We start from the raw sequence: 15,085 nt of genomic DNA on the forward strand, positions 1-15,085 counted from the left end.
AGGAGTGTGCCTTTACATGAAGGAAATATTTATAGAAAGGCAACAGAAAGTTATAAGAATAGTTATAAGAAGTAAAGATAAATTAGAAGAAATATATATGGAACAAGAAATGGAAGGACCAAAGCCAGGGGAAATATATGTAGGTGTAGTAAAGAATATAATTCCTTCTATAAAGAGTGCTTTTATAGATATAGGATTTAATAAAAATGCTTATATGTATTTAGATAAAAAATTTAATAATAAACATATAAAAAAGGGAGATTATGTATTAGTTCAAGTAGTTAAGGAAGAATTAAATAAAAAAGGTGCAAAAGTAACTAATGCTATAAGTATTCCTGGAAGATATGCAGTTATAGAAACTTTAAATAAGGATATAAGTTTTTCAAAGAAAATAAAAGATATAGAATTTAAAGAATACATATTAAAGAATATAGTTAAACCTAAAGATATAGGAATTATGCTAAGAACTAATTCTATAAATGTAGATATGGATATAATAAACTCTGAAATAACAGAGATAGTTAATATATATAAAGATATAATAAAAAAAAGCAAGTGCAAAATGAAAGCTGGAATTTTATTAGATAATGGAGGTATTATAGGTAAAATACTCAGGGACAGATTGGATGATAAAACGGATAAAATATATACTAACTCTGGGAAGGATTATAATTATATAAAGGAGTTTTTAAACAAGTATTCTAAAATAAAAACTCAATTGACTTTGTATGATGGAGAAAGAACTTTATTAGATTATTATGGTATAGAAAAGCATATACTTTCATTAAGGAAAAATAGAGTTTATTTAAAATGTGGAGGATATATAGTAATAGATAAAACAGAAGCTATGTATGTTATTGATGTTAATTCTGGTAAAAATATAAAATCTGGTTCTATGAATAAAACAGCTTTTATAACTAATATGGAAGCAGCGGAAAAGATAAGTGAACAAGTATTACTTAGAAATTTGTCAGGAATAATAGTAATAGATTTTATAGATATGGAACATGAGGAGAATAAAATAAAAGTTTTAAACAAATTACAAGATGGATTTAAAAATGATAAAAATAAAACAGTAATTTATCCATTTACAGAGCTTAGTTTAGTTCAAATAGCAAGAAGAAGACAGGGAAGGACTATATATGAATATATAGAGGAGCCGTGTAATTTTTGCAGAGGAAATGGTAGTATGTTGAAATTTTCTTATATTAAACTTTTAATAAAAAATGAAATAATAACATTAGAAAATAAGAGACAGAAAGATAATATATATATAGAAATAGATGATAGATATAAAAAATACATAGAGGAAAATAAAAAACAATTTATACAGGATATAAATTGTAACGATAAAAAGCTATATTTAAAATATGTAGAAAATAAAGATTATTATAAAGTACAACTCTTAGTATTTAATAGTCAAATAGAAGAACTAAGTGATTTTATGTTAAGTTAAAAAGTTCTTTACAAAATATAGCTATTATGATAGAATGTCTTTTGTAGACCGCTCAGAAAAGGTGTTAAACATGTATTTGTGCATGTACCTTAATTGGCGAGACTGGATTGAGGAGGTGTTTTAATAATGTATGCAGTTATAACTACTGGAGGAAAACAATACAAAGTTGCAGAAGGAGACGTATTATACGTTGAAAAATTAACAGCTGAGGTTGATTCAACAATAGACTTTGACCAAGTTCTTTTATTAGGAAAAGAAAATGGAGAAACTGTTGTTGGAAAGCCAGCAGTAGAAGGTGCTAAGGTTACAGCTAAAGTATTAGCTCAAGGAAAAGCTAAGAAAGTTGTAGTATTCAAATACAAACCTAAGAAGCACTACAGAAAGAAACAAGGACACAGACAACCATACACAAAAATACAAATAGAAAAAATTAATGCATAATTATGGTTGAAGCAGTATTTAAGAAAAGTAATAATAAAATAGTATCTGTGCTAGTATCTGGCCATGCAGAATCTGTGAATGAAGGATATGACATGGTTTGTACAGCAATATCAGCTATTTCAATAACAATAGCTAATGGTATTACAGAAGTTATGAACATACATCCTATTATTAAAGAACATAATGGTTTTTTAAATATAGATTTGTCAGCTTGCACTGGAGAAGAAATTAATAAGTGCAGTGTACTTATGGATACTATGTTATTAGGTTTAAAAAGTATTGAAAAAAGTTACGGTAAATATATAAAAACTTATGTAGAGGAGGTGTAGCACATGTTAGTTATGAACCTTCAACTATTTGCTCATAAAAAAGGAGTAGGTAGTTCAAGAAACGGAAGAGACAGTGAATCTAAGAGATTAGGCGTGAAATGTTCTGATGGACAATTCGTATTAGCTGGAAATATTCTTGTAAGACAAAGAGGAACTAAGATCCACCCAGGAGCAAACGTAGGAAAAGGTGGAGATGATACACTATTCGCTAAAATAGACGGTGTAGTAAAATACGAAAGACTAGGAAAAGATAAAAAGAAGGCTAGTGTATATCCTGTAGAAGTAGAAGAAGTTGTAGCTGAATAATAAAAAAGCACCCTTTTAAAGGGTGCTTTTTTAGAATTTATAATATTAATTACATAAAACCTGAGAATATATAGTATAATATTACTTGGTTAATGGAAAAACTAAGTAATGTAATACTATAGATTATTTAAAATTTTTTGTAAACAATTTAAATAAACAGAATAAGAGGAGTGAAAAGCTTGTTTATAGATACAGCTAAAATATTAGTAAAGTCGGGAAAGGGCGGAGATGGGGCTATCTCCTTTAGACGTGAAAAGTATATATCTTTAGGTGGACCGGATGGGGGAGACGGTGGAAAAGGAGGCAATGTAGTATTAGTAGTAGATCCTAATATGACTACACTTTTAGATTTTACATATAAAAGAAAATATGTAGCGGAACCAGGACAAAATGGATCAGGGTCAAAATGTTTCGGAAAAAACGGTAAAGATTTATATATAAAAGTACCTATGGGAACTGTGGTAAGAGATGCAGAAACAAATAAAATAATGGCTGATTTATCTAAATCAGATGATTTTTATGTAGTGGCCAAAGGTGGAAAAGGGGGGAAAGGTAATGTGAGATTTACAACCCCAACAAGACAAGCACCGGATTTTGCAGAACCAGGTATGCCAGGAGAAGATAGATGGATTAAATTAGAACTTAAGCTTTTAGCTGATGTAGGTCTTTTAGGATTCCCTAACGTAGGAAAATCAACTCTATTATCTACAGTATCAAAAGCTGCACCTAAAATAGCTAATTATCATTTTACAACCTTAAAACCAAATCTAGGAGTAGTAAATCTTCCAGGAATAAAAAATTTTGTTATTGCAGATATACCAGGAATAATTGAAGGAGCGGCAGAAGGTGTAGGTTTAGGATTAGACTTTTTAAGACACATAGAAAGAACAAGAGTATTAATACACGTTGTAGATATATCTGGAATAGAAGGAAGAGATCCTTATGAAGATTTCTTAAAGATAAATGAAGAACTTAAAAAATATAATGTAAAACTTTATGATAGACCACAAATAGTAGCAGCTAATAAAGCAGATATGCTTTATGATGAGACAGTATTTAAAGAATTTGAAGAAAAAGTTAAGAAGTTAGGATATAGTAAAGTATTTAAAATGTCAGCAGCAACTAAACAAGGTGTGGATGAAGTTATGAAAGAAGCAGCTAGATTACTAGATACTATACCTGTTACAGATTTAGAAATAAGTGAAGAAGAAAGATTTATACCAGAAGAGAAGAAATTCACTTATAGTATAAGACAAGAAGGTAACGTCTATATTGTAGAGGGAAGCTTTGTAGACAGACTTTTATCTGCAGTAAATGTTAATGATCCTGATGATTTAAGATATTTTCATAAAGTATTAAAAAATAAAGGTGTTATGCAAGAATTAATAGAAATGGGTATCGAAGATGGAGATATAGTAAGACTTAACGATTTTGAATTTGATTTCTTACTGTAATTTATAATACTTTTAATAAGATAAGGAGGATAACTTATGATAAATACAAAACAAAGAAGTTACCTAAGAAGTTTAGCTAATAAAATGGATGCTATATTTAGAGTGGGTAAGGATGGAATAAATGATAACTTTTTAAAACAAATAGATGATGCACTAGAGGCAAGAGAGATTATTAAGGTATCAATTTTAAAGAATAGTGATTATAGCGCAAGAGAAGCTTCAGAAATTATATGTGATGAACTAAAATGTGATGGTGTTCAATGCATAGGAAATAAATTTGTTTTATATAGGAGATCGAAGAAAAAACCTAAAATAGAACTTCCTTAAGGGAAAGCAATAATACGAGGGGGAGAATATCAATGGTTAAGAAGGCAATATTGGGGGGAACCTTTGATCCTATTCATAATGGTCACATAAATGTGGCCTACGAAGCTCTGGAAAGGTTTAAATTAGACAAAGTTATATTTATGCCAGCAGGAAATCCACCACATAAATTGAAGATAGAAAAAACTCCTGCCAATATAAGATATGAAATGGTAAAAATAGCCATACAGGATGAAGAAAAATTTAGTATAAGTGATTACGAGATAAATAGAAAAGATATAAGTTATACTTATAAAACTCTAAAATATTTTACTAAATTAGAACCAGATACTAGTTGGTATTTTATAACGGGAGCAGATTGTTTATCCTACTTAGATCATTGGAAAAATTTAGAAGAAATACTTTCCATGTGTAACTTTGTAATATTTAGCAGGGAAGGATTTAAGCAGCAGCAAGAGATAATAAATGCAAAAAGGTATATGGAACAAAAATATAAAGACAAAATGCTTTTTATAGAAGCACCTATTTTGGATATATCATCTACTAATATAAGAAATCGTATTGAATCAGGTAAAGAAGTTAAATTTTATATGCCAGATAGTGTTTATGAATTTATAAAATATAAAAATATTTATAAAAAATAAAATAATTATAAAAATATTAAAATAGTATTATACTATAAAATAAAAGGATAGTATTTACTTCATATTTTATGGGGAGGGGTAAAATATGTGGACAGAAGAAGAGATAAACACATATTTAAAAGGAATTTTAAAAGAAAGTAGATATAATCATGTAATTAATGTAAAAAATACTGCAATGAAATTAGCTGAAAAGTATGATGTGGACATGGAAAAAACTAAATTAGCAGCCCTATGTCATGATTGTGCTAAAAATATGACAGATAAAGAACTTTTAAATATAATAAAAGAGCATAATATAACTTTAAGTTGGATAGAATTAAAGAATATTCAAATAACTCATGGACTAGTAGCATCTATAATAATGAGAGAAAAAATGGGAATAGAAGATAAAGACATATTAAATGCAGTAAGATATCATACTACAGGTAAGAATAATATGAGTATGTTAGAAAAAATAATATACCTTGCAGATATTATAGAGCCTTCAAGAGATTTTAAAGGTATAGAGGAACTTAGAAAATTAGCATTTGAAGATTTGGAAGAAGCTTTAATTAAAAGCTTGAATTCTACTATTAAATATGTAATTGAAAGAGGAGAGTTGCTTCATACTAACACAGTTATAGCTAGGAATTGTTTAATAAACGATAAAATGTAGGTGAATTTTTATGGGTGATAACAAGAAAAAAAGAAGAAAAAGAAATACTACAGCAAAAATATTAATAGTTTTATTTTCTTTAGTAATTCTTTTGGGTTCATTAGGATATTTTTACCTTCTAGGATTTGATAAGAGTTCAAGAGCAGGAGAAGGAGAAATAAAAACTAAAAAAGCAGAATCAGGAGAGCCAGTAAATATACTTGTTATGGGTGTAGATATAGGAGATCCTAAATATGCTTCTAAAGATACTCCCAAAAGAACAGATACTATGCTTTTAGTAAATTATAACCCTAAAAATAAAAAAATAAATATAGTTTCCATACCTAGAGATACTCGTATAAATATGATGGGCAAAAAGATGAAAATTAATGCTGCCCACGCAGAAAAAGGAATCAATGGGGCTATTGAAGCTGTAGAGAACCTATTAGGAATCAGTATTAATAATTACGCCAGAGTTGATTATAAAGGATTTAGAAAAATAATAGATTCTATAGGTGGTATTGATATGGAAATTACACGAAATATGTATTATGATGATCCGGGACAAAATCTACATATACATTTTAAAAAAGGAACTGTTGAGCATTTAGATGGTGAAAAGGCAGAGAAATTTTTTAGATGGAGAAAGAATAACAATGGTACTGGTTTTGCAGATGGAGATTTAGGAAGGATAGAAAATCAGCATAAATTTATAGAAAAGGTTATAGAAAAATTTAAAAGTCCAGCTATAATTCCTAAGATACCAAGTATATTATCAACTATTCCAGATTATGTAGATACAGATATGTCCCCTGAAGAAATAGTCAAATATGGATATATAGTTTCTAAATCGAGTGGTGGAAATATTTCAATGTCTACACTGAAGGGAGAGGCAAAATATATACAAGGAATATCTTATTTTATATATGATAGAGAAAAAAATAGGGATTTATTATATACATTAACAACTGGAAACATTACTTCGAATGAAGAAAGTTTAATGGATAAAAGTTCTGTCAAAATACAAATATTAAATGGTACAAAAATAAATGGTTTAGCATCTCAATTTGCTGAAAAATTAAAACAAGAAGGATATACTAATATATCCACAGGTAATAATGCAAAGCTAAGAGAAAAAAGTAAAATTTTATATAACACAGATAATAACTTCTTAATAAGAGAGATAAAAAATAAACTTAATATTTCACAAATAGAAAAAAGTACCCAATCAGATAATAATTTTGATATAATAATAATATTGGGAAGAGATTTTTCCAATAGAAATAATTAAAAAAGGAGTTTTGATTATGGAAAAAGCAATTATAGCTACTAAAAAAGCCCCAGCAGCTTTGGGACCATATTCACAAGCAGTAAAGGTAGGAAATTTATTATTTACATCAGGTCAAATACCTTTAATACCAGAAACAGGGGAATTGATTTGTGATGATATTAAAAGAGCTACAGAAAGATCAATGGAAAATTTAAGAGCAGTTTTAGAAGAAGCAGGAACTTCTTTTGATAAAGTAATAAAGTCTGTAATATTTGTTAAAGATATGAATGATTTTGCTGCTGTTAATGAAGTTTATGGAAAATATTTTACTTCAAATCCACCAGCTAGATCTTGCGTTCAAGTAGCAAAATTACCTAAAGATGCACCAATAGAAATTGAATTGGTAGCTATGGTATAAAATTTATTGAACATATTATAAATGAGGAGCTTTTATAGCTCTTCATTTGTTTAAATGGGATAAAACAACTTACATATATTCTAAAGGAGAAGCACACAATGGATAATAAATTAACTTTTATAGCTTCCAATCAACAAGAATTAGATATAAAAGATTATTTAAAAAATATAGAAAACTTATCTAGTAGATTAGTAAGAAAGGCTTTGAGAGAAGGAAGAATATTTTTAAATAAGAAAAGAGTAATAAAAAAAGCTAAAGTTGCTTTAAATGATATGATAGAGGTATATATGCCAGAGGAAGAACATCAAAATATAGAACCAGAAAAAATGAAGTTACATATTATATATGAGGATGATGATATTTTAGTTATAAATAAAGAACCAGGGATAGTAGTACACCCAACTAAAAGACATCCTAATGGAACCTTATCTAATGGGATATTATATTATTTTAAAGAAAACAATGAAAAATGTATAGTTAGATTAGTAAGTAGATTAGATATGGATACTTCAGGATTAATATTAATAGCCAAAAATCAATTTTCTCATATGGCATTAGCTAGGGATATGGGAAAAGAACACTTTAAAAAGATGTATATAGCAGTAGTTCATGGAAATATGCATGAAAAACAAGGAATAATAAATTTACCTATAGGAAGATCAGAAGAAGATTCTATAAAAAGGGTTGTAACAGATAGAGGACAAAATAGTATAACCAAGTATAAAGTCATGGAAAGTCTAAAAAATGGAGACATAATACAATTAGAATTAGAAACTGGAAGGACTCATCAAATAAGGGTACATATGTCACATATAAATCATCCTTTGTATGGAGATTCGCTTTATGGAAAAGAGGAAAAAGATTATATAAATAGGCAAGCACTACATGCTTATAAATTAGAATTTCCTCATCCTAGAACTGGTGAAATAATAAAGTTAAAAGCACCTATACCGGAAGACATTATTAATTTAATATCTAAAATAAAAGAGAACTGTTAATTAAAATAACAGTTCTCTTTTATTTATTAAACAGATTGTTGTTTTTTATTTTTAATAAATTTTATTAAAAATATTAAAACTACAATTAATAATCCTATTAATGGAACTATAAACTTAAGATTTAAATAACTTTTAGGTATTTCATTATTTAATATTCTTATTACTTGGTGATCAGCTCCGCTTTTTAATTTTAATACACCTAAATTTTGGTCATCACAATTAAGACAGGCATCTAAAACTATATCACCTTTTTTAAAATCTTTTGAATCTAAATCCACATTAGTTAATTCAATATTAGGCTTCTTATGCTCATTTTTTTTACTTAAATAATAAAAATCTTTAGAAGCATATAAAGGTATATTCAAATCCCTAGATTTGTAGGAAGTAACATAAGCATTTTTAGGATACAAAAGTGTTAAAGAATAATTATTAAATCCATAATCAAATAATTTTATAGAATCTTCAAAGAAGGTTTTTTTATTATCATGTACTAAAGCTACAATTAATCTTTGATTATTTTTAGTAACACTAGCCACATAAGAATGCTCTGATTGAGTAGTATAACCAGTTTTTCCTCCTTCACAACCTCCATAATAATAATTAGAACTTTTTTGTATTAATTTATTGGAATTCCACAAGGGCCTACTTTCTTTTGATTTATTAGTAGGAGCAATATTATAAGATGAAGTTGTAGCTATGGTTGTATATTCAGGATGTTTTACTAATTCTCTCATAATTATAGCTAAATCTTTAGAAGAGGTTTTATGATTTTTAGAATATAATCCACTAGGATTTTCAAAATTAGTATTTGTACAACCAAGTTCACTAGCTCTTTTATTCATCATTTTAGCAAAGTTTTCTTGAGAACCACCTATGTATTCAGCTAAAGCTTCAGCACAATCATTACCAGAGGCTAATAAAAGACCATAAAGTAAATCTCGTACTTTAATTTTTTCTCCTTCAAATACGTAAATTTTACTTCCATCAGCTAAAGGAGGATTTTTGCCTATAGTTACTATATTATTTAAGTTTGTTTTTTCTAAAGTTAAAAGGGCAGTCATTATTTTAGTTGTTGATGCGGGGGGATAGGCTTTGTCAGCATTTTTAGAATATAAAAGTTTACCCGTAGTAGCATCCATTAAAACTGCACTATCTGCTGAAACTTTAGGTATAGTTTCTTTAGCTTTTATAGTCATAGAGAATAAAGATATAAATAAAAATAAAGATATTAAAAACGAAAAAGTTTTTTTCATTATCTCCTAGACCTCCTATGTTATGTCATTGATATTCCTAATTATATCAAAAAAATAGGTAATATGCGAATTCAATAATGAAATCTGTCAATAATTAAAGTGTATATATAATTTAAATAATAGGGAGAAGATTTTAATGAAAAGTAAAAAGAAGATAATAGGTTCTATAGCTATACTATGTATTTTAAGTATATTTGCTATAGTAGGTTACTTTACTTCAAGACCCTCTAAAGTTCCAAAAGAAGAAGACATATTTGTAGAAAATACAAAGGATAAAGTGAAATCTAGTAAACAAATTTCAGTTTATATAAATGGAGAAGTTCATAAACCTGGGGTATATAAACTTGAAGAAAATGATAGGGTAGAAGATCTAATAAATAAGGCAGGTGGGTATACAAGTAATGCGGATACCTTTAAGGTAAATTTAGCTAAAAAGTTAAAAGACGAAGATTATATATATGTAACTGAAAAGAAAAATTCAAAAAACAGTGTTGAAGATAAAGAAAGTAATAGTTCATCAAACACAGATGAAGATAAAATAAATATAAATAATGCTAGTAAAGAAGAGTTAAAAACTATACCTGGAATTGGAGATGTAACAGCTCAGAAAATATTAGATTATAGAGAGAAAAATGGAGGTTTTTCAAAAATAGAAGATTTAAAAAAAATAGATAGAATAGGAGATAAAACATTAGAGAAAATAAAGGATAAGGTGGATATATAACAAGATTCAGTTGAATATTTAAAGTTTCTTACAAAATAATATAATCTATGTTGAATAAAATTAAATTATGTTACAATAAAATTATTAATTAAGTTTTTATTATAAAGGGGAGTGCTTTAAATGGCAGTTGATATAAACAATATTAAAGAGGGAGATTCATGCTCAATAAAAAAGAAAAAAGTTAGATTAACGGAACTATCAAGAACCTCAGGATGAGCTGCAAAAATAGGACCGGGGGTGCTATCAAAAATACTTTCTAAACTTCCTAAAATGGAAAATGAAAATTTAATAGTAGGGATAGAAACATCAGATGATGCAGCAGTTTATAAAATGGATGATCAAACAGCTATAATACAAACTTTAGATTTTTTTACTCCTATAGTAGATGATCCTTATATGTTTGGTCAAATAGCAGCAGCAAATTCATTAAGTGATGTATATGCTATGGGTGGAAAACCAGTTGTAGCATTAAATATAGTATGCTTTCCTTCTTGTTTAGATATTGAAATATTAGGAGAAATATTAAAAGGAGGAGCGGATAAGGTATTAGAAGCTGGAGCAGTGGTTATAGGTGGGCATACAGTAGATGATAATGAACCTAAGTATGGATTATCTGTTACAGGTATTGTACATCCAGATAAGGTTTTAAAAAATTATGGATCTAAAAAAGGTGATGTTCTTATAACCACAAAGCCTTTAGGTATAGGAATCATAAATACGGCAATTAAGGGAGAAATGGCATCAGAAGAAGCAAAAGATATGGCAGTAAAATCTATGAGCACTTTAAATAAATATGCAGGTGAAATAGTTACTAAATACCCTATAACAGCGTGTACAGATATAACAGGTTTTGGCTTTTTAGGACACGCTTATGAAATGGCATCAGCATCTGATGTATCTTTTAATCTATATTGGGATAAGATACCTTATATAAAAGAAGCCAAAGAATATGCTGAATTTGGGCTAGTGCCTGCAGGAGCATATTCTAATAAGGATTATATAGAGGGAAATTTTCAATTTGAAAATGTTCCTACATATATGCAAGATATATTATTTGATCCTCAAACATCAGGGGGACTTTTGATTTCTTGCAAAAAAGAAGATGCAAAAAATATAATGGAAGAGCTAAATAAGTTAGAATTGCAATCCGCTATTGTAGGAGAAGTAATTCCTAAAGAGGATAAATACATAATAGTTAAATAAATTAATGGCTAAAAATAAAAATTAACATAAGAATGGAGAACGTATATGGAAAAAAGAGAGTTATTAAGGAATTTGCCTAAAATTGATGAGCTTTTAAAAGAAGGTAAAGTTATTAATGATTTAAAAAGAGTTTCCAGAAACTTAGTTGTAGATAGTTTAAGGCAAAGTATAGAATATTACAGAAAAAGTATATTGAAAGGTAAAGTAAAATACTATGAAACAGAAGATATTTTAAATTATTATGATGATGTTTTATATGAAAATAAAGAGACAAAGTTTAAAAAGGTTATTAATGCTACAGGGGTTGTAATACATACTAACTTGGGGAGATCTCTTTTGGCTAAAGATGCTATAGAGAATATAATTAAGGTTTCAGAAAACTATAGCAATTTAGAGTATGATTTGAAGGAAGGAAAAAGAGGTTCAAGATATAGTCATGTAGAAGAACTTATTAAAAAAGTTACAGGAGCGGAAGCCGCTATGATAGTTAATAACAATGCTTCAGCAGTAATGCTTGCTTTAAATACCATTTGTGAAGGAAAGGAAGCTATAGTATCTAGAGGACAACTTGTAGAAATCGGAGGTTCTTTTAGGGTACCTGATGTAATGAAATTTAGTGGCGCCACATTAGTAGAAGTAGGAACAACTAATAGAACTCATTTATATGATTACGAAAATAATATAAATGTAAATACTGGAGTGTTATTAAAGGTACATACTTCCAACTTTAAAATATTAGGTTTTACAGAAGAAGTAACAAGAGAGCAGTTAGTTGAATTGGGTAAAAAATATGACTTACCTGTAATGGAGGATATAGGTAGTGGAACTTTAATAGATTTCTCTAAGTATGGATTTACTTATGAACCTACAGTGCAAAGTAGTTTAGAAAAAGGAATAGATATAGTTACTTTTAGTGGGGATAAAATGCTTGGAGGACCTCAAGCAGGTATAATAGTAGGTAAAAAGAAATATATAGACAAAATGAAAAAGAATCAATTAACAAGAGCACTAAGAATAGATAAGATGACTTTAGCAGCTTTAGAAGGAACTCTTAAATATTATTTGGATGAAGAAGAAGCTATAAAATATATTCCTACGCTTTATATGATATTAAGTTCTAAAGATATACATAAAAAAAGAGCTCAACGTTTAAAAAGAAAGCTACAAAATAATGTAGAAGATTTTAAAATTAAAATAGAAGAGGATTATTCTATGGTGGGCGGAGGATCTATGCCAGCAGAAAAAATTCCAACTTATGTTTTAAAAATAGCTAGTGATAAAATTACTGCAGAACAAATTGAAAAGAAACTAAGATTAAGTAGAAATCCTATCGTAGTAAGGGTTAATAAGAATGAAGTAATTTTAGATGTAAGGACTTTATTTGATAAAGACTTTGATATAATAGTAAATGAATTTAAAAAATTACTAAAATAAGTGAAAATGGTGATGTATATGAAAAATGTGATAATAGGAACAGCAGGACATATTGATCATGGTAAAACTACATTAATAAAAGCTTTAACAGGTAGAGAAACAGACACTTTAAGAGAAGAAAGAGATAGAGGAATATCTATAAACTTAGGATTTACTTTTTTTGATTTACCTTCAGGTAAAAGAGCTGGTATTGTAGATGTACCTGGTCACGAAAAATTTATAAAAAATATGCTAGCAGGAGTTAGTGGCATTGATATAGTACTTATGGTTATTGCAGCAGATGAGGGAGTAATGCCACAAACAAAGGAGCATTTAGAAATATTACAATTACTTAATGTAAAAAGAGGAATTATAGTTCTAACAAAAATAGATATGGTAGAAAAAGAGTGGCTGGATATGGTTAAAGAAGACATAAAAGAAGAACTAAAAGGTACATTTTTAGCAGATGCTCCTATGTATCCAGTATCATCAAAAACTAAAGAAGGATTAGAGGATTTAATAAAGACTATAGACAATTTAACGGAAAAAATAGATGTAAAAGATATATATGGTCATTTTAGATTACCTGTAGATAGAGTTTTTTCTATAACTGGTTTTGGTACTGTTGTAACAGGAACTGTAATTAGTGGAAATATAAAAGAAGGACAAACAGTTCAGATATATCCATCAAAAATAACTACTAAAGTTAGAGGAATTGAAGTACATGATAAAAAAACTAAAGAAGCTGAAGCAGGACAAAGATGTGCACTAAATCTATCTAACATAAAAAAATCAGATATTAATAGAGGGGATATAGTATCTATAGAAAATCTTATGGAGCCCTCTATGATGATAGACTGTAAACTTTATTATTTAAAAAGTGCTTCAAAACCATTGGAAAATAGACAAAGGGTTAGATTATATAATGGAACTAGTGAAATTATATGTAGAGTAGTAATATTAGATAAAGAAGTTGTTAACCCTGGTGAAGAAGCCTATGTACAATTAAGATTAGAAAAACCTTTAACTTGTCAAAGAAACGATAGATATGTTATAAGAAATTACTCTCCTATGGTAACTATAGGTGGGGGAACTATAATAGAACCTGTAGCAAAAAAAGCTAAAAGATTTAATGATAAATACGTAGAAGAGTTAAAATTAAAAGAAAGTGGAGATACAGGTAATATATTAGAAAAAACTATAGAAAAGTTAAGTGGTAAATTCCCAAGTAAGGAAGAAATATTAAAAGCTTTAGGAAAAAATGAAGAAAATATAAATGAACAGATAGAAGAACTTCTATCAAGTGATAAAATAATATCTCTTAAAAATGGAGATAAGTTTGTATATGCTCATAATATTTTTATAAATACTAAGTTAAAAGAAATGGAAGACATATTAGAGCAGTTCCATAAAAATAATCCTTTAAAGTGGGGTATTTCTAAAGAGGAAATGAGAATAAAAACTTTAGGCAAAGAAGTTAAACCGAAAACTTATGATAGTGTATTAAAGTGGTTGGAATCTAAAGAAAAAATAAAAATTCATGGTAAATATGTTTCAAAATATGATTTTGATATAGTTTATACGAAAGAGCAAGAAAAGATAAAGGATAAGATTATAAGTGAATATAAAAAAGGAAAGTATACTCCGCCTAAATATGATGAGTTATTTTCCAAGGAGCAAAATAAAGAAGAATTTAAAAGGGTTTATGAAGCTTTATTAGAAGAAGGAATCTTATTTAAAGTAAATGAAGAATGTGTACTTTTAACTGAATTCTATAATGAAGCAAAAGAGAGGGTAACAAATTTTATAAATGAGAATGGAAGCATAACTGTAGCTCAATTTAGAGATATGATGAATACTAGTAGAAAATATTCTTTAGCTATATTAGAACATTTTGATGGAATAAAATTGACTAAAAGAGATGGAGATAAAAGAACTTTATTTTAATATAAAATAAAACTATAATTTTAGGTATGTCAAATAAGTTTATTTAATATTGACTTTATGAAAAATTATATGTATAATATAAATCGTATTAAAAATAATGTAATATCTTGTTGATATTAAATGAAATGGGAGTAGATAGGTGCTGGTGTGCCTACCGGTCTTCAAAACCGAGTTGTCGTGCTAAGACCATGATGGGTGGGTTCGATTCCCACATATTCCCGCCAAAAAAGTTATATAAGGTTTTAAACAGAAAAATCTCTGTTTAAAACCT

Annotated in this window: 16 protein-coding genes and 1 tRNA gene; 16 read left to right on the forward strand and 1 reads right to left on the reverse strand. The window is 28.0% G+C overall.

The annotated features are described in order from the left end of the window. Positions 1 to 16 precede the first annotated feature (16 nt). The 11 genes from BN1711_RS03460 to BN1711_RS03510 all read left to right on the forward strand — a co-directional run bounded on the left by BN1711_RS03460 (position 17) and on the right by BN1711_RS03510 (position 8,274). Positions 17 to 1,456, forward strand: a complete 1,440-nt coding sequence (locus BN1711_RS03460; protein ID WP_050606792.1) for a ribonuclease E/G — start codon at positions 17 to 19, stop codon at positions 1,454 to 1,456. 126 nt (positions 1,457 to 1,582) lie between these two features. After that, the gene (gene rplU, locus BN1711_RS03465) at positions 1,583 to 1,897 is read left to right on the forward strand and encodes a 50S ribosomal protein L21 (protein ID WP_050606793.1); all 315 of its coding nucleotides are present in this window, start codon (positions 1,583 to 1,585) and stop codon (positions 1,895 to 1,897) included. Positions 1,898 to 1,899: 2 nt separating this feature from the next. After that, entirely contained in the window at positions 1,900 to 2,226 is a 327-nt protein-coding gene (locus tag BN1711_RS03470; protein ID WP_050606794.1) for a ribosomal-processing cysteine protease Prp, read from the forward strand. Between the two features lie 3 nt (positions 2,227 to 2,229). Continuing rightward, positions 2,230 to 2,532, forward strand: coding sequence for a 50S ribosomal protein L27 (rpmA, locus tag BN1711_RS03475; protein WP_050606795.1), 303 nt, complete (start codon positions 2,230 to 2,232; stop codon positions 2,530 to 2,532). A 179-nt stretch (positions 2,533 to 2,711) separates the two neighbouring features. Continuing rightward, positions 2,712 to 3,986, forward strand: a complete 1,275-nt coding sequence (gene obgE, locus BN1711_RS03480; RefSeq protein ID WP_050606796.1) for a GTPase ObgE — start codon at positions 2,712 to 2,714, stop codon at positions 3,984 to 3,986. A gap of 36 nt (positions 3,987 to 4,022) precedes the next feature. Further along, complete coding sequence (gene yhbY, locus BN1711_RS03485) at positions 4,023 to 4,313, forward strand: ribosome assembly RNA-binding protein YhbY (RefSeq protein WP_050606797.1); 291 nt, start codon at positions 4,023 to 4,025, stop codon at positions 4,311 to 4,313. Between the two features lie 32 nt (positions 4,314 to 4,345). Next, on the forward strand, positions 4,346 to 4,954 hold the full coding sequence (gene nadD / locus BN1711_RS03490) for a nicotinate-nucleotide adenylyltransferase (RefSeq protein ID WP_050606798.1): 609 nt from the start codon (positions 4,346 to 4,348) through the stop codon (positions 4,952 to 4,954). A gap of 85 nt (positions 4,955 to 5,039) precedes the next feature. Then, positions 5,040 to 5,609, forward strand: coding sequence for a bis(5'-nucleosyl)-tetraphosphatase (symmetrical) YqeK (yqeK, locus tag BN1711_RS03495; protein ID WP_050606799.1), 570 nt, complete (start codon positions 5,040 to 5,042; stop codon positions 5,607 to 5,609). A 10-nt stretch (positions 5,610 to 5,619) separates the two neighbouring features. Next, positions 5,620 to 6,879 carry an LCP family protein gene (locus BN1711_RS03500; protein WP_050606800.1) on the forward strand — a complete coding sequence of 420 codons (1,260 nt, stop codon included), beginning with the start codon at positions 5,620 to 5,622 and terminating at the stop codon, positions 6,877 to 6,879. Between the two features lie 16 nt (positions 6,880 to 6,895). Further along, entirely contained in the window at positions 6,896 to 7,276 is a 381-nt protein-coding gene (locus tag BN1711_RS03505) for a RidA family protein (protein ID WP_050606801.1), read from the forward strand. 98 nt (positions 7,277 to 7,374) lie between these two features. Beyond that, positions 7,375 to 8,274 (forward strand): RluA family pseudouridine synthase, encoded by a 900-nt coding sequence (locus BN1711_RS03510; protein WP_050606802.1) that lies wholly within the window; start codon positions 7,375 to 7,377, stop codon positions 8,272 to 8,274. A 26-nt stretch (positions 8,275 to 8,300) separates the two neighbouring features. On the opposite strand, the gene BN1711_RS03515 is transcribed toward BN1711_RS03510, so the two are convergent. Continuing rightward, positions 8,301 to 9,527 (reverse strand): serine hydrolase, encoded by a 1,227-nt coding sequence (locus tag BN1711_RS03515; RefSeq protein ID WP_050606803.1) that lies wholly within the window; start codon positions 9,525 to 9,527, stop codon positions 8,301 to 8,303. Positions 9,528 to 9,663: 136 nt separating this feature from the next. Between BN1711_RS03515 and BN1711_RS03520 the strand changes: the two genes are divergently transcribed. The 5 genes from BN1711_RS03520 (at position 9,664) to BN1711_RS12515 (ending at position 15,038) form a co-directional block, all read left to right on the forward strand. Further along, positions 9,664 to 10,251, forward strand: a complete 588-nt coding sequence (locus tag BN1711_RS03520; RefSeq protein ID WP_050606804.1) for a helix-hairpin-helix domain-containing protein — start codon at positions 9,664 to 9,666, stop codon at positions 10,249 to 10,251. Between the two features lie 120 nt (positions 10,252 to 10,371). Continuing rightward, positions 10,372 to 11,454 carry a selenide, water dikinase SelD gene (selD, locus tag BN1711_RS03525; protein ID WP_082174051.1) on the forward strand — a complete coding sequence of 361 codons (1,083 nt, stop codon included), beginning with the start codon at positions 10,372 to 10,374 and terminating at the stop codon, positions 11,452 to 11,454. A 45-nt stretch (positions 11,455 to 11,499) separates the two neighbouring features. Further along, entirely contained in the window at positions 11,500 to 12,888 is a 1,389-nt protein-coding gene (gene selA, locus BN1711_RS03530) for an L-seryl-tRNA(Sec) selenium transferase (protein WP_050606806.1), read from the forward strand. An 18-nt stretch (positions 12,889 to 12,906) separates the two neighbouring features. After that, positions 12,907 to 14,814 carry a selenocysteine-specific translation elongation factor gene (selB, locus tag BN1711_RS03535; protein WP_050606807.1) on the forward strand — a complete coding sequence of 636 codons (1,908 nt, stop codon included), beginning with the start codon at positions 12,907 to 12,909 and terminating at the stop codon, positions 14,812 to 14,814. Between the two features lie 127 nt (positions 14,815 to 14,941). Continuing rightward, positions 14,942 to 15,038, forward strand: a tRNA-Sec gene (locus BN1711_RS12515). Positions 15,039 to 15,085: the final 47 nt, after the last annotated feature.

Source organism: Clostridium niameyense (genome assembly GCF_001243045.1).
Classification (GTDB): Bacteria; Bacillota; Clostridia; order Clostridiales; family Clostridiaceae; genus Clostridium_F; species Clostridium_F niameyense.

Coding starts and splice junctions, on each gene's coding strand:
- BN1711_RS03460 (WP_050606792.1), top strand. CDS start 17: ATGAAGGAAATATTTATAGAAAGGCAACAGAAAGTTATAAGAATAGTT.
- rplU (WP_050606793.1), top strand. CDS start 1,583: ATGTATGCAGTTATAACTACTGGAGGAAAACAATACAAAGTTGCAGAA.
- BN1711_RS03470 (WP_050606794.1), top strand. CDS start 1,900: ATGGTTGAAGCAGTATTTAAGAAAAGTAATAATAAAATAGTATCTGTG.
- rpmA (WP_050606795.1), top strand. CDS start 2,230: ATGTTAGTTATGAACCTTCAACTATTTGCTCATAAAAAAGGAGTAGGT.
- yhbY (WP_050606797.1), top strand. CDS start 4,023: ATGATAAATACAAAACAAAGAAGTTACCTAAGAAGTTTAGCTAATAAA.
- nadD (WP_050606798.1), top strand. CDS start 4,346: ATGGTTAAGAAGGCAATATTGGGGGGAACCTTTGATCCTATTCATAAT.
- yqeK (WP_050606799.1), top strand. CDS start 5,040: ATGTGGACAGAAGAAGAGATAAACACATATTTAAAAGGAATTTTAAAA.
- BN1711_RS03500 (WP_050606800.1), top strand. CDS start 5,620: ATGGGTGATAACAAGAAAAAAAGAAGAAAAAGAAATACTACAGCAAAA.
- BN1711_RS03505 (WP_050606801.1), top strand. CDS start 6,896: ATGGAAAAAGCAATTATAGCTACTAAAAAAGCCCCAGCAGCTTTGGGA.
- BN1711_RS03510 (WP_050606802.1), top strand. CDS start 7,375: ATGGATAATAAATTAACTTTTATAGCTTCCAATCAACAAGAATTAGAT.
- BN1711_RS03515 (WP_050606803.1), bottom strand. CDS start 9,527: ATGAAAAAAACTTTTTCGTTTTTAATATCTTTATTTTTATTTATATCT.
- BN1711_RS03520 (WP_050606804.1), top strand. CDS start 9,664: ATGAAAAGTAAAAAGAAGATAATAGGTTCTATAGCTATACTATGTATT.
- selA (WP_050606806.1), top strand. CDS start 11,500: ATGGAAAAAAGAGAGTTATTAAGGAATTTGCCTAAAATTGATGAGCTT.
- selB (WP_050606807.1), top strand. CDS start 12,907: ATGAAAAATGTGATAATAGGAACAGCAGGACATATTGATCATGGTAAA.